The sequence below is a fragment of the Pseudomonas sp. MBLB4123 genome, assembly GCF_051904775.1.
In the GTDB taxonomy this organism is placed as follows: domain Bacteria; phylum Pseudomonadota; class Gammaproteobacteria; order Pseudomonadales; family Pseudomonadaceae; genus Aquipseudomonas; species Aquipseudomonas benzenivorans_B.
This window is the reverse complement of the sequence record NZ_CP196711.1, coordinates 2,260,194-2,274,169: the sequence shown is the minus strand read 5'-3', so window position 1 is coordinate 2,274,169 and position 13,976 is coordinate 2,260,194. Positions and strand designations below refer to the sequence as shown.

Sequence of the window (13,976 nt, the reverse complement as noted above, 5' to 3'; positions counted from 1 at the left end):
TCTTGGTTGTGACCGGCAAGCGCCTGCATGACACTCCAGGCATCGCACAACTGCCGAGGAGTTCCTGTCATGCCTGAAGCCGTTCGATTCGCCGACCGGGTCGTCATAGTCACCGGCGCCGGCGGGGGGTTGGGGCGTGCCCATGCCCTGCTGTTCGCCAAGCATGGCGCCCGCGTGGTGGTCAACGACCTGGGCGGCAGCACCCATGGCGAAGGCGCCAACGCCTCGGCGGCGGACCGGGTGGTCGAGGAGATCCGCGCCGCCGGCGGCACGGCGGTGGCCAACCACGACTCGGTGACGGACGGCGAGAAGATCGTCCAGCACGCCCTGGACGCCTTCGGCCGCGTCGACGTGCTGGTCAACAACGCCGGCATCCTGCGCGACAAGAGCTTCCACAAGATGGAGGACGCCGACTGGGATCTGGTCTACAAGGTCCACGTCGAGGGTGCCTACAAGGTCACCCGCGCCGCCTGGCCGCACCTGCGCGAGCAGGGCTACGGGCGGGTGGTCTTCACCGCCTCGACCTCGGGCATCTACGGCAACTTCGGCCAGTCCAACTACGGCATGGCCAAGCTCGGCCTGTACGGCCTGACCCGCACCCTGGCCATCGAGGGGCGCAAGAGCAATATCCTGGTCAACGCCATCGCCCCTACCGGCGGCACGCGCATGACCGAGGGGCTGATCCCGCCGCAGGTGTTCGAGCAGCTCAAGCCCGAGCTGGTCAGCCCGCTGGTGGTGTACCTGGGCAGCGCCGCGTGCACGGACACCTCCGGGCTGTTCGAGGTGGGCGGCGGCTGGATCGGCAAGGTGCGCTGGGAGCGCAGCCTGGGCGTCGGCTTCGACCCGCGCGGCGGCTTCGGCCCCGACGATGTGGCCGCCCACTGGCAGCAGATCTGCGACTTCGAAGGGGCAGCGCACCCGGCCGACAACATCGAGGCGCTCAAGGAGATGATGGCCAACCTGCAGCGCTTCGCCCTCTAAACGGCACAAACGTCGGCCGCCTGGGGCGGTCGTGGGGGCGGCAGCCGGGCGAGTTTAGCCCTTGCCCGGTATGCCGTACTTGCGCAGGCGCATGGCGATGGCGCTGTGCGAGGTCTGCAGGCGGGCGGCCAGTTGCCGGCTGGACGGGTGACTGGCGTAGAGCTTCTCGAGCAGGGCCTTCTCGAAGCCCGAGACCGCCGACTCCAGGCTGCCGATCTCGCCCTCGACCGCTTGCGGGGCCACGGCGGTGCCGGCGATGTCCAGATCGTCGATCTGCACCATGTTGCTCTCGCAGATGGCCGCGGCGCGGAAGATCACGTTCTGCAGCTGGCGCACGTTGCCCGGCCAGCGGTTGCCCAGCAGCGCCGGATAGGTGTCCGGTGCCAGGTGGCACTGCAGGCGCTGAATCTGCGTGCAGGCCTGGCGCATGAAGTGCCGCGCCAGCAGCAGGATGTCCTGGCCGCGCTCGCGCAACGGCGGCACCTCCAGGTTGAGCACGTTGAGGCGGTAGAACAGGTCCTCGCGGAAGCCGCCGTCGCTGACCATCTTCTCCAGGTCGCGGTGGGTGGCGCTGAGGATGCGCACGTTCACCTTGACCTCGCGCTCGCCGCCGACCCGGCGGAAGCTGCCGTCGCTGAGAAAGCGCAGCAGCTTGGCCTGCAGGTAGGGCGACATCTCGCCGATCTCGTCGAGGAACACCGTGCCGTGGTTGGCCAGCTCCAGCAGCCCCGGCTTGCCGCCGCGCTGGGCGCCGGTGAAGGCGCCGGGGGCATAGCCGAACAGCTCGCTCTCGGCCAGGTTCTCCGGCAGGGCCGCGCAGTTCAGCGCCAGGAAGGGGGCGCTGCGCCGGGCGCTGATGGCATGGCAACCGCGTGCCACCAGTTCCTTGCCGGTGCCGGTCTCGCCGTGGATCAGCAGCGGCGCGTCGAGGCTGGCGACGCGCAGGGCGCGGGTCTTCAGGGTGCGGATCGGCACCGACTCGCCGAGCAACGAATCGAAGCCCTCGACATGGTCGTGGTGCAGCGCCGCCAGGCGTTCGCCGATGCGGTTCGGCGCGTACAGGGTGAGCAGGCCGCCGGCCAACTGGTGCAGGCCGGTGTCGCCGGTCTCGCTGATCGGCGTGGCATCGAGCAGCAAGGCCTGGCCGTTGAGGGTGACCTCGCGTAGCGGCAGGCGGAAGCGCTGCTCCAGCAGGGCGGACTGCAGGCCCGGATCGGCGAACAGCTCGCTCAGCGGCAGGCCCTCCGGCTCGCATCCGCACAGGTCGGCCAGGGCCGGGTTGGCCAGCAGCACGCGACCCTCGCCGTCGACCGCCAGCACCGGGTCGCTCATTGCCGCCAGCAGGGCATCGAGCTGCAGGCGCCGGCGCTGGCCGGGCAGGATGTCGACCACGGTCACCGCCTGCACGCCATGGACCTTGAACAGCGCTTCGCGCAGCTCATCGAGCACCGCGGCGCTGAGGGTCGGCGCGTCGATATAGACGTTCGGCGGCACCATCTCCACCGCATCCAGGTTGAGGTTGCGCCCGCCGAGCAGGGCCAGGACTTCCTGGGTGATGCCGACGCGGTCGATAAAGGTGACGTGAATGCGCATAGGGGAGGGCTGGGCGGCTCGTAATGCAGGTGAAGCAGTATGCCCGGTCCGTGCGCCTTAGTTAACCGCGGCGCTCAACCGCAGTGGATGCGCTGGATCGTCTCGGCCTCGTCGATCTCGATGTTCAGGCGCTGCGGGTCATGGTCCAGGGTCACCGCATCGCCGGGTGCCAGCACCCGCACGCGCCGCGCCCCGGTCTGGTCGCGGGCGCGCTCGACCCGTTCGGCGGTCGCCGGTTTGCCGAGCATGCCCGGCACCGCCTCGGCTCTGCAGGTGGTCGGGCCGTCGTTGCGAGCGGCGGTGCCCGGCGTGCCGGTCGAGCTGCAGGCACCGAGCAGAACGAGAGCGGCCAGGCAGGCGAGGGTGTGGGTGGGCTTGAACGACATGCGCGGGTCCTCCTTGTGGACGCGTGTGGGTTGCGCCGCTCCGCCGGGGCGGGCAGCGGCCTGTTTATGCCTGTTTACGATAGGACAGCAGGACGATGCCGCCGACCACTATCACCCCGCCGCCGATCTGCATGGGGCTCAGGGTCTGGCCGAGGATCAACCAGCCGAGCAGCAGGGTGGCCACCGGCTCCATGTTCATCACCGGTGCGTTGCGGGTCATGTCCAGGCGCGGCATGCAGACGAACAGCAGGGTAAAGCCCAGGCCGTAGAGCAGCGCCAGCACAGCCAGGCCGATCCAGCCGGCGCTGGCCGAGGGCGGCGCCAGGCCGCCGGGCAGCAGTTCAACGGCCCCGGCCAGCAAGGCGCCGGCGAACACCACCAGCATGGTCAGCATGCTGCGCAGCGAGCCGCGCAAGGGCGAAAGCCTGTGTTCGGTGACCCACAGCGCGCCGGCGAAGGCGCAGGCCGCACACAGGGCCAGGCCGATGCCCGGCAGCCAGTCGGCGCCGCCGCCCTGGCCGCCCAGGCGGGCCGGCACGTCGAGGGCGAACAGCAGGCCGAACAGGATCAGGCCCATCAGCCAGGCGCTGCGCCGGGTCGGCGGCGGACCGCCGAGCCCCCAGGTGAGCAGCGCCAGGATGATCGGGAAGGTGTTGGCAGCCAGCAGTGCCAGGGCTACCGGGATGCGCGCCACCGCCGAGTACAGGCAGATGCTCTGGGCGGCGATCAGCAGGCCGGCCAGCAGCTGCCAGGGCCAGGCGCCGGGGGGCAGGCGCAGCGGTTGGCGTTGCCAGGCCACCAGGGTGCCGAGCAGCAACAGGGCCACCCCGGAGCGACAGAGGATGGCCAGCAGCACGCCGGCGTCGTGGTCGAAGGCGATGCGCGCGGCGATGTGGTTGCCGGCGAAGGTGCAGGCAAGCGCCGCCAGCATCGGGACGGCGAGGTGACGGGGAAAGGGCGTGGGGGCAGGCATAAAACGCGGGCATATCCTTGGCTGAGGTGCGGCGGCGCTCCAGCCGCCGGCGCAGAGTAGCGCGCCCGGGGCTGTTCGGTCAGCTCCGGAGCCTGCCGTCGAGGGATTTGCACAGCAGGCTCGAGGCGGCCGGGCACAGGCCGGCGAACTGCGCTGTAGCCTGGATGGCGGGTGGTGCGGCGGCCTTTTCCGTGGGCTGGTAGCCGAGCCGGGTGAAATAGTCCGCGGCGGTGGTGGTCAGCAGGAACAGACGCCCGATGCCCTGGGCGCAGGCGCGCGCTTCGGCGAAGGCCACCAGGTGCGCGGCAAGCCCTTTGCCGCGATGGGCGGGAGCAATGGCCAGGGAGCGCAGCAGGCCCTCCGTGTCCAGGAGCTCGAGGCCGACCACGCCGAGCAGTCCGCTCTCGTCGCGCAGGCTGAAGAACTGCTGGAGCGGGCCGGGCGCGACATCGGCCACCGGCAGGTCGCAGGCCCGCAGCAGCGGCAGGAGCTCGTCGGCTTCGGTCATCGGGGTGATGGATGGCTGCATCGCGCTTCTCTCCTCAGTCGGCATGCCGCCTGTGCGGCCTGTGCGCCGTAGTGTGGCAATTTTCCTGGCGTCTGGCAGCCGCCCCGTGGGCCGACGTGGGGGGCGGCGGTGGTCGTTGTCGTCATCTAAGCTGAAGGCTTGTCACTGGCGCTGGGGGGCGCATTTCCACAGCACAGGAGGATCGCATATGTTCAAGATGTCTCTGAGCCGCAGCCTGCCCGCGGCGTTGCTCGCCCTCAGTTGCAGCCTGGCCAGCCAGGCGGGGCCGGCCGACATGAGCTTCTTCGTCACCAGTCAGGGGACGGGCAAGGGCGCCGACTTCGGCGGCCTGAGCGGGGCCGATGCGCACTGCCAACGCCTGGCCGACGCGGCCGGGGCCGGGCAGCGCACCTGGCGAGCCTATCTGAGCAGCACGGCTGCCGATGGTGCGCCGGCGATCGATGCCCGCGACCGTATCGGCGCCGGTCCCTGGCAGAATGCCGAGGGCGTGGTCATCGCCCAGGACGTGGCACAGCTGCACGGCGACAACCAGCTGACCAAGGCCACGGCGCTGGATGAGCGGGGTATGCCGGTCAAGGGGCGGGGCGACTCGCCGAACCAGCACGACATCCTCACCGGCTCCCAGGCCGACGGCACCGCGTTCGCCCCCGGCGAGGACCGCACCTGCGGCAACTGGACCAGCAGCGGCGAGGGCGCCGCCCAGGTCGGCCACCACGACCGCATGGGCCTGCGCGACGATGCGCCGTCGCGCTCGTGGAACGCCTCCCACACCAGCCGCGGTTGCAGCGACGAGGCCCTGGCCAGTACCGGTGGCGCGGGGCTGTTGTACTGCTTCGCGCAGGACTGAGGCCGCAGGTCGCGGCTCGGTGCGCCAGCGCCGCCTGCCGAGGGCTGATCCTCAGTCCTCGTGGCGGCGGAATACGTAGAGCAGATTGGGCTCGCTGACCAGATAGAGCGTGCCGCGTTCGTCCATGGCCACGCCTTCGGCCTGGGGCACCGGTTGCTTGAGGCCGTGCCAGTTGCGGCTCAACTCGAGGAAGCCGAGGAGGCGCCCCTGGGGGCTGACCTCGCTCAGCAGTCGCGATTCGTCGCTCAGCACCAGCAGGCTGCCGCTGGCCGGGTCGTAGTGCAGGCCGGCCAGGTCGTCGTTGAAGGCCAGCGCGCCCTGGGCCTGGGGCAGATCGCTCTGCAACTCGAGCTGGCCCGGGGTGGGCTGTTCGAGCAGGCCCTGGAGCTTGTACAGGCGCATCGGATCGCGTTCCTTGACGACGAACAGGCCGTCGTCCGCAGGGTCCCAGGCCACGCCCTCGAAGCCCTTGTTGTTACCGCCTTCCAGGCCGAGGGTGAAGCTGCGCGCCTGGCGGCGCTCGACCTGGGTGGCGGTGTCCGCCAGCTCGATCAGGATCAGGCTCTGCTTGCGCTCGTCGGCCAGCACATAGCGGTTGCCGCCCACCCAGTCGACGCTTTCGACGTCATCGAAGCCCAGCAGCTCGATGCGGCGCAGCAGTTCGCCCTGGGGGCTCAACTCCAGCAGCCGATTGGGGCCGTTGAGCACCAGGAACAGGCTCTGGCGTTCGCGGTTCCAGGTCAGGCCGGAGGCATTGTCCTCGACGCCGGGCAACGGCCGCGCCTCGATATCGACGCGATAGCCGTCCAGGCCTATGGCATGGGCCTGCTGTTCGGCGGGGGCGCTGAGCTTGAGCCAGACGAGGTACAGGCGGTCGTCGAGGTCCGTCCACAGCAACAGCTGTTGCACGGCGAGCAGGATCAGGCCGGTCAGGGCCAGCGGTTTCAGCCAGGGCCTGGTCCAGGGAGGGTTGAGTGTGAACATGGGAATTACTCTCAGATGTGAATGAGAGTGACATCGATCCTACTCGAAGGTTCAGTGCGTTGCGACGTCCCGCCCAGCACCGCTCACCCCTGAGGCGGTGCTGGGCGGCAGGCCCTGGCTCACCCGGCGCTGGATCTCGTAGGCCGGCGCCTCGACGGCCTGGGCGTCGCGGGTGTAGCGCCGGGCGAACTCGCCGACGCCCCACTGCAGGTACTGCTGCACGTGGTGCAGCTCATGGGCCCAGAGCGCCACGTCGTCGAGGGCGTCGTCGGCCCGGCGGAAGACGACGATGTCGATGAGGGTCACGGCCCTGACGTCGGGGTTCTGCAGCATGGTGTTCGCCGCGGTGAACTGCGCATCGTCGCCGACCTTGTAGCGCACCGAATCGAGCACCTGCAGGTCGTAGTAGGGCTCCAGCTGGGCACGAATATGCAGGGGGATCGGCCGAGCGTCCCCGGTCGCGGCGCTGTCGCGCGAGCGCACCAGCCATTGCTCCAGGCCGGAGGCGGCCATCTGGCCCAGGTCGTCGAACAGGCCCCCCATTTCTTCCCGGGAGCCCGGGGCGCAGAAGCAGGCGACCACGCAGACCCGGTGCTGCCCGGCCGGGCAGGCGAGGGCGGGCAGGGGCGCGAGCAGGGCGGTGAGCAGCGCCGCCCAGCGCAGCGGTCCAGAGAGGATGACAGGTGGCAATGCAGGCTCCCGCAGGCAGGGGGGATTGGCGGACGCTAGGTTGGGCTGGACGGTCGCGACTGTCCAGCCGCGAGTTGGACCGCGGCGGCGGGCGTTCGTTGCGTCGCGGCCGGCGAATTATCGGGCCCTGGGCCGGCCGCGCAATCCTGGCCGATGGCACGTAGAATCGCCGGGTGAACAGGGTTTCGAGGTGGCAGCGGTGGATCTACAGCAGGGCTTTGTCCTGACCCGGCATTGGCACGACACGCCCGCCGGTACCCAGGTCGAATTCTGGCTGGCGAGCGATCAGGGCCCGCGTCGGCTGCGCGTGGCGTGCCAGCCCTCGGTGGCCTTCGTCCCCGCCGAGCAGCGCGCCCGGGCCGAGGCCCTGCTGCGCGGCCAGGACGACGCCGAACTGCGCCCGCTGGCGCTGCGCGACTTCCACCAGCGTCCGGTGCTCGGCCTGTACTGTCGCCAGCACCGACGCCTGATCGACCTGGACAGGCGCCTGCGCAAGGGAGGCGTGGATGTCTACGAGGCCGATATTCGTCCGCCGGAGCGCTACCTGATGGAGCGCTTCATCACCGCACCGGTGTACTTCGGCGGTGTGGCCGATGGCCAGGGCGTGCTCTGCGACGCCCAGCTCAAACCCGCGTCGGACTATCGACCGAGCCTGAAACTGGTGTCCCTCGACATCGAGACCAGCGAGCATGGCGAGCTGTATTCCATCGCCCTGGAAGGCTGCGGCCAGCGCCAGGTGTATATGCTCGGCCCGGCGAGCGATGCAGACGCCGAGCCGGACTTTCGCCTCGACTATTGCGCCAGCCGCGCCGAGCTGCTGCAGCGCCTCAATCAGTGGCTGGCCGAGCACGACCCGGACGCCATCATCGGCTGGAATCTGGTGCAGTTCGACCTGCGCGTGTTGCAGGCCCATGCCGAGCAACTCCAGGTGCCGCTGCTGCTCGGCCGCGGCGGCGAGGCGATGGGCTGGCGCGCGCATGGCAGCGGCAAGCATTACTTCGCCTCGGCCGCCGGCCGGCTGATCATCGACGGCATCGAGGCACTGCGCTCGGCGACCTGGAGCTTCCCTTCGTTCAGCCTGGAGAGTGTCGCCCAGAGCCTGCTCGGCGAGGGCAAGGCGATCGACACGCCCTACCAGCGCATGGCCGAGATCAACCGCATGTTCGCCGAGGACAAGCCGGCGCTGGCGCGCTACAACCTCAAGGACTGCGAGCTGGTCACGCGGATATTCGCCAAGACCGAGCTGCTCGACTTCCTCCTGGAGCGCGCCGCCGTCACCGGCCTGTCCGCCGACCGCAGCGGCGGCTCGGTGGCGGCCTTCACCCACCTGTACCTGCCGGCGATGCACCGCCAGGGCTTCGTCGCGCCCAACCTGGGCGACGTGCAGGGCGACAGCAGCCCCGGCGGCTTCGTCATGGACTCGCGACCCGGGCTGTACGAGTCGGTGCTGGTGCTGGACTACAAGAGCCTGTACCCCTCGATCATCCGCAGCTTCCTGATCGACCCGGTGGGCTTGGTCGAGGGCCTGCGCCAACCCGACGACGGCCATTCGGTGGCGGGTTTTCGCGGCGCGCGCTTCTCGCGCCGCACGCATTGCCTGCCGGCCATAGTCGAGCGGGTCTGGCAGGGCCGCGAGGCGGCCAAGCGCGCGGGCAACCAGCCGCTGTCCCAGGCGCTGAAGATCATCATGAACGCCTTCTACGGCGTGCTCGGCTCCAGCGGCTGCCGCTTCTTCGACCCGCGCCTGGCTTCCTCGATCACCCTGCGTGGGCACCAGATCATGCGCCAGACCCGCGAGCTGATCGAGGCCGAGGGCTATGCGGTGATCTACGGCGACACCGACTCCACCTTCGTCTGGATCAAGGGCGCCCACGCCGAGGCCGACGCCGCGCGCATCGGCCGCGCCCTGGTGCAGAAGGTCAACCAGTGGTGGCGCGCGCACCTGCGCGCCGAGTTCGACCTGGACAGCGCCCTGGAGCTGCAGTTCGAGACCCACTACTGCCGCTTCCTGATGCCCACCATCCGCGGCGCCGAGGAGGGCAGCAAGAAGCGCTACGCCGGCCTGGTGACGCGCGCGGACGGCAGCCGCGAGATGGTCTTCAAGGGCCTGGAGACGGTGCGCAGCGACTGGTCGCCGCTGGCCCAGCGCTTCCAGCAGGAGCTCTATCGGCTGATCTTCGACCGCCGCCCCTACCGCGACTATGTACGCGACTACGTGCGCCGCACCCTGGCGGGCGAACTGGACGAATTGCTGATTTACCGCAAGCGTCTGCGCCGGCCGCTACACGACTACCGGCGCAACGTGCCGCCCCATGTGCGCGCCGCACGCCTGGCCGACGCCTACAACGATCGCCAGGGCCGGCCCCTGCAGTACCAGAACGGCGGCTGGATCAGCTACCGGATGACGGTGGTGGGGCCGGAGCCGCTGGAGACCCAGCGGCTGGCGAACCAGGGCTCGGCCATCGACTACGACCACTACCTGAGCCGCCAGCTGCAGCCGATCGCCGACGCCATCCTGCCGTTCGTCGGCGACGATTTCGCCAGCCTGGTCGACCGTCAGCTCGACCTGTTCTGAGCCCGGGCGAGCGGTCGCGCCGGCTTTTCCGCCATCCGGTGTCCGAGCCCCGGCGCTTTCACGCTAAAATGCGCGCCCCGTCCAAGCCTCGAATCGATGCCATGTCCCTGCCCAAGCACCATCTGGAACTCCTGAGCCCGGCGCGCGATACCGCCATCGCCAAGCAAGCCATCTTGCATGGCGCCGATGCCGTGTACATCGGCGGCCCCAGTTTCGGTGCGCGGCACAACGCCAGCAACGAGGTGGCGGACATCGCCGAGCTGGTGCGCTTCGCCCACCTGTTCCATGCCCGGGTATTCGTCACCATCAACACCATCCTGCACGACGACGAGCTGGAGCCGGCTCGCCGGTTGATCCACCAGCTCCATGACGCCGGGGTCGACGCGCTGATCGTGCAGGACATGGGCGTGCTGGAACTGGACATCCCGCCCATCGAGCTGCATGCCAGCACCCAGTGCGACATCCGTACCCTGGACAAGGCCAAGTTCCTGTCCCAGGCCGGCTTCTCCCAGCTGGTGCTGGCCCGCGAGCTGAACCTGGAGGAGATCCGCCGCATCAGCCAGAGCGTCGACTCGGCCATCGAGTTCTTCATCCACGGCGCGTTGTGCGTGGCCTTCTCCGGGCAGTGCAACATCTCCCACGCGCAGACCGGGCGCAGCGCCAACCGCGGCGACTGCTCCCAGGCCTGCCGCCTGCCCTACACCCTGAAGGACGACCAGGGCCGGGTGGTGGCCTACGACAAGCACCTGCTGTCGATGAAGGACAACAACCAGACCGCCAACCTGATCCACCTGGTGGATGCCGGCGTGCGCTCGTTCAAGATCGAGGGGCGCTACAAGGACATGAGCTACGTGAAGAACATCACCGCGCACTACCGCCGCGAGCTCGACGCCATACTCGAACAGCGTCCGCAGCTGGCGCGGGCCTCCAGCGGCCTGACCGAGCACTTCTTCACCCCCGACCCGGACAAGACCTTCCACCGCGGCAGCACCGACTACTTCGTCAGCGAACGCAAGATCGACATCGGCGCCTTCGATTCGCCGACCTTCACCGGGCTCTCGGTTGGGCAGGTGGAGAAGGTGAACAAGCGCGACCTGATCGCCGTGACCGACACCCCGCTGTCCAACGGCGATGGCCTCAATGTGCTGATCAAGCGCGAGGTGGTGGGCTTTCGCGCCAACGTCGCCGAGCTCAAGGAGGCGTTCGAGGAGGACGGCGAGAAGCGCTACCGTTACCGCGTCGAGCCCAACGAGATGCCGGCGGCCCTGGCGCGCCTGCGGCCGCTGCACCCGCTGAGCCGCAACCTCGACCACAACTGGCAGCAGGCCCTGCTCAAGACCTCGGCCGAGCGCCGCGTGGCGGTGCGCTGGCAGGTCCGTGTCGATGCGGCGCAGCTGAGCCTGACCGTCACCAGCGAGGAGGGCGTGCAGGCCGCGGCCAGCCTGCCCGGGCCATTCGCCGCCGCCAAGGACGCCGAACAGGCCCGCGAGCAACTGGTCGATGGCCTGAGCAAGCTGGGCACCACCCTCTATTACAGCGCGGGCGCGCAGATCGACTGCGCGGCCGTGCCCTTCATCCCCGGCTCGCAACTCAAGGCCCTGCGCCGCGAGGCCATCGAGGCGTTGAGCGCCGCGCGCCTGGCCGCCCACCCGCGCGGCGGGCGCAAGGCCGTCAGCGTGCCGCCGCCGGTCTACCCCGAGTCGCACCTGACCTTCCTCGCCAACGTCTACAACGCCAAGGCCCGGGCCTTCTACCAGCGCTACGGCGTGCAGCTGATCGATGCGGCCTACGAGGCCCACGAGGAGGCCGGCGAGGTGCCGGTGATGATCACCAAGCACTGCCTGCGCTTCTCCTTCAACCTCTGCCCCAAGCAGGCCAAGGGTGTCACCGGCGTGCGCACCAAGGTCGCCGACATGCAGCTGATCCACCAGGACGAGGTGCTGACCCTGAAGTTCGACTGCAAGCCCTGCGAGATGCACATCATCGGCAAGATGAAGGGCCACATCCTCGACCTGCCGCAGCCCGGCAGCGCCGCCGCCACGGTCGGCTATATCAGCCCGGACGACCTGGTGAAGACCATCAAGCGCAAGCCCGCGGGGCGTGCCTGAGCCGCCCCGGCGCGGCGGCTAGGAATAGGACCGCTCCGAGCCTGGCGCCGCCGGCCGCCGGCGCCTGCCCAGGCCGAGCAGGCGGGCGATATCGACGAAGGGCGTGACGATCAGGCTGTAGATGCTCAGGTAACGGTGGGCGTCGCGGTCCTCGGTGCCGTATTCGAGGATTTCCGGCGTCGGGCGGGTGACGTAGAGCGTGCCGAACATCCAGTCCCAGAGCGACAGGTTGGTGGCGAAGTTCTTGTGGAAGTGCCGGGGCGCGTCGCTGTGGTGGATCTGGTGCTGGGCCGGGCTGTTGAACACATGCTCGAGCAGCGGCCCGAACGACAGCCAGACATGGCTGTGGCGCAGGTTGGCCGCCAGGGCATTGAAGACGAACATCAGATAGGTCACGCCGAACAGGGTGTAGCTGCTCACCTGGCCGCCGCAGGCGTACCAGAAGGCGCCGGCGTAGGCGCCGACAGTGACGCCCTTGGCCAGCTTGCCGACGATCTTCTCGACGAAGTGCACCCGGCTGGCGGTGGCGGGCACCAGTACCGGCGCCGAGTGGTGGACCTTGTGGAACGGCCACAGCCAGCGCGAATGGAAGGCCCGGTGGACCCAGTAATGGGTGAAGTCCAGCACCAGGAACAGCCCTAGCCCGTAGAGCAGCGACAGCGAGAGGTTCTCGCCCAACTGCGGGCGTGCGCCCCACAGCTTGGTGAAGAAGGCGACGTAGTCGGCCGAGCGCAGGATATAGGGGTCGATCAGGCCGACTATGGGCACGACCAGGGCGACCTTGAGGATGGCCCGCACGAAGTAGTAGCGGTAGTCGAGCAGCGCCGAGGGGTGGCAGTGGACCCGGCGGCCGCCGATGAACTGCCAGAACGAGGGCGCCTCGGTCTCTCCGCAACGTTTCCTGAGACGGAACAGGCCGTAGGCCACGCAGGCGGAAATGCCGAGAAACAGCAGGCCGAAGCGGCCGTTCAGGTCGAAAATCCCGGAAAACTGCGCTGTGACCGGGGCGATCACCAGCTCGTTCAGCAGGTCATGGGCAAGGGCAAGCAGATCCACGGCGGGCCGGCCTCGGGCAAAAGGCGGCCATTGTAAATAAGAATTCGAATTAACTGTATTGCCTATGCGCTTTGGCCGGGCCAGATCACGTCACTGTCGTTGCGTGGACTGCTTCAGGTGCGCGTCACGGGCGGCTCAGGGGCGAGTCTGGTGGCTGTGATCGCCGGCGTTGGCCGATGCCTGCAAACGGCCGAGGCTGTGTAAAAACTCCCGCCAAAAATCGACGTGCGCGTTGCTACGCGAAATCGTTGGGTTTTGGCCGAACTGGAGTGCTCAGAGTTCGCTAGGAGACGCCGAAACTGATCGTCAAGCGATCACTGATCGGTACTCAAAACGTTTTTACACAGCCAGGGCCAGAAGCGGATAGTGCGTTAAGCACTTGAAGACAGCCGCTCTCTCAGAAACTCGATAAAACGTTGAGTCTTAGCGGGTAGCAGGCGAGTTTCGGTGATGGCATATACCGGCATTGGTATCCCCCGCCACTCGGGCAGAATCCGCCGTAACCTGCCACTTTCCAGCTCATCGGCCACGATCTCTTCCGGCATCAGCACGATGCCTTGATCGAGTGTCGCCAAGCGCCTAATCAGCCCGACACTGTTCAGTGCAAAGCGCCCACCCACTGAAACACTAAAAGTCTGCGCCCCATCCAGTAGCGTCCAACTCGTCGTTTTCAGGATTCCCAGGCACTGATGTTTTTCCAGGTCGATTGGCTGGGCGGGCTCCCCGACTTGCGCCAAGTACCCCGGCGATGCATATAGGTGAGGCGTCAGCGACGCCAATGGCCTCGCGATGAGTTGCGAGTTTTCGGACTCGCCAATGCGAATGGCCACGTCGAAAGGTTCGCTCACCAGGTCGACCCGCCTCGGGGTGAGGTCGAGATCGAAGCTGATGCCTGGATACAGGCTCGCGAATTCGGCAATCAGCGGTGCCAGGTAGGTAACGGCGAAGTCCACCGGCAATGAGGCCCGCAGGACTCCGCTTGGCTGGGCCAGCATGTCCCCCAACTGTTCATGCGCCAGGCGCGCCTCGTCGACGATGCGTTTGCAGCGCTCGAAGTAGAGCTGGCCGGCCTCCGTCAGCTCGACCTTGCGTGTCGTTCGATGCAGCAGGCGCAGCCCTATGGCTTTTTCCAGGGCGCTGATTCGACGCGACACAGTCGAGTTGGGTACGCCTGTGGCGTCGGATGCGCCCCGAAAGCCCTTGGCTTTGACCACCTCCACGAAGAGGGCCATGTCGTTCAGGAGTTCCATGCTC

General features: G+C 68.3%; 12 protein-coding genes. 4 read left to right on the top strand and 8 right to left on the bottom strand.

The window, feature by feature from the left end; genetic code table 11:
• Positions 1-69 precede the first annotated feature (69 nt).
• Positions 70-981, top strand: coding sequence for an SDR family oxidoreductase (locus tag ACSX1C_RS10445; protein WP_439886079.1), 912 nt, complete (start codon positions 70-72; stop codon positions 979-981).
• A gap of 54 nt (positions 982-1,035) precedes the next feature.
• Here ACSX1C_RS10445 and ACSX1C_RS10440 read toward each other — a convergent pair whose 3' ends face one another.
• The 4 genes from ACSX1C_RS10440 to arsN2 form a co-directional block, all read right to left on the bottom strand.
• Positions 1,036-2,574 (bottom strand): sigma-54-dependent transcriptional regulator, encoded by a 1,539-nt coding sequence (locus ACSX1C_RS10440; RefSeq protein ID WP_439886078.1) that lies wholly within the window; start codon positions 2,572-2,574, stop codon positions 1,036-1,038.
• 74 nt (positions 2,575-2,648) lie between these two features.
• Positions 2,649-2,960, bottom strand: coding sequence for an I78 family peptidase inhibitor (locus tag ACSX1C_RS10435; RefSeq protein WP_439886077.1), 312 nt, complete (start codon positions 2,958-2,960; stop codon positions 2,649-2,651).
• 64 nt (positions 2,961-3,024) lie between these two features.
• Entirely contained in the window at positions 3,025-3,933 is a 909-nt protein-coding gene (locus tag ACSX1C_RS10430) for an EamA family transporter (RefSeq protein ID WP_439886076.1), read from the bottom strand.
• A 79-nt stretch (positions 3,934-4,012) separates the two neighbouring features.
• Positions 4,013-4,462 carry an arsenic resistance N-acetyltransferase ArsN2 gene (gene arsN2, locus ACSX1C_RS10425; protein WP_439886075.1) on the bottom strand — a complete coding sequence of 150 codons (450 nt, stop codon included), beginning with the start codon at positions 4,460-4,462 and terminating at the stop codon, positions 4,013-4,015.
• 187 nt (positions 4,463-4,649) lie between these two features.
• On the opposite strand from arsN2, the gene ACSX1C_RS10420 reads away from it, so the two are divergent.
• Positions 4,650-5,309, top strand: coding sequence for a hypothetical protein (locus ACSX1C_RS10420; protein WP_439886074.1), 660 nt, complete (start codon positions 4,650-4,652; stop codon positions 5,307-5,309).
• A gap of 51 nt (positions 5,310-5,360) precedes the next feature.
• On the opposite strand, the gene ACSX1C_RS10415 is transcribed toward ACSX1C_RS10420, so the two are convergent.
• On the bottom strand, positions 5,361-6,293 hold the full coding sequence (locus ACSX1C_RS10415; protein WP_439886073.1) for an SdiA-regulated domain-containing protein: 933 nt from the start codon (positions 6,291-6,293) through the stop codon (positions 5,361-5,363).
• Between the two features lie 51 nt (positions 6,294-6,344).
• Entirely contained in the window at positions 6,345-6,983 is a 639-nt protein-coding gene (locus ACSX1C_RS10410) for an eCIS core domain-containing protein (protein WP_439886072.1), read from the bottom strand.
• A 199-nt stretch (positions 6,984-7,182) separates the two neighbouring features.
• Between ACSX1C_RS10410 and ACSX1C_RS10405 the strand changes: the two genes are divergently transcribed.
• Together ACSX1C_RS10405 and ACSX1C_RS10400 are read left to right on the top strand one after the other, a co-directional pair.
• Positions 7,183-9,558, top strand: coding sequence for a DNA polymerase II (locus ACSX1C_RS10405; protein ID WP_439886071.1), 2,376 nt, complete (start codon positions 7,183-7,185; stop codon positions 9,556-9,558).
• Between the two features lie 101 nt (positions 9,559-9,659).
• A complete protein-coding gene (locus tag ACSX1C_RS10400) occupies positions 9,660-11,666 on the top strand; it encodes a peptidase U32 family protein (RefSeq protein WP_439886070.1) in 2,007 nt (668 codons plus the stop codon).
• Between the two features lie 18 nt (positions 11,667-11,684).
• On the opposite strand, the gene ACSX1C_RS10395 is transcribed toward ACSX1C_RS10400, so the two are convergent.
• Both ACSX1C_RS10395 and ACSX1C_RS10390 read right to left on the bottom strand, forming a co-directional pair.
• Positions 11,685-12,722 (bottom strand): sterol desaturase family protein, encoded by a 1,038-nt coding sequence (locus ACSX1C_RS10395; RefSeq protein WP_439886069.1) that lies wholly within the window; start codon positions 12,720-12,722, stop codon positions 11,685-11,687.
• A gap of 371 nt (positions 12,723-13,093) precedes the next feature.
• Positions 13,094-13,972 carry a LysR substrate-binding domain-containing protein gene (locus ACSX1C_RS10390; RefSeq protein ID WP_439886068.1) on the bottom strand — a complete coding sequence of 293 codons (879 nt, stop codon included), beginning with the start codon at positions 13,970-13,972 and terminating at the stop codon, positions 13,094-13,096.
• Positions 13,973-13,976 lie beyond the last annotated feature (4 nt).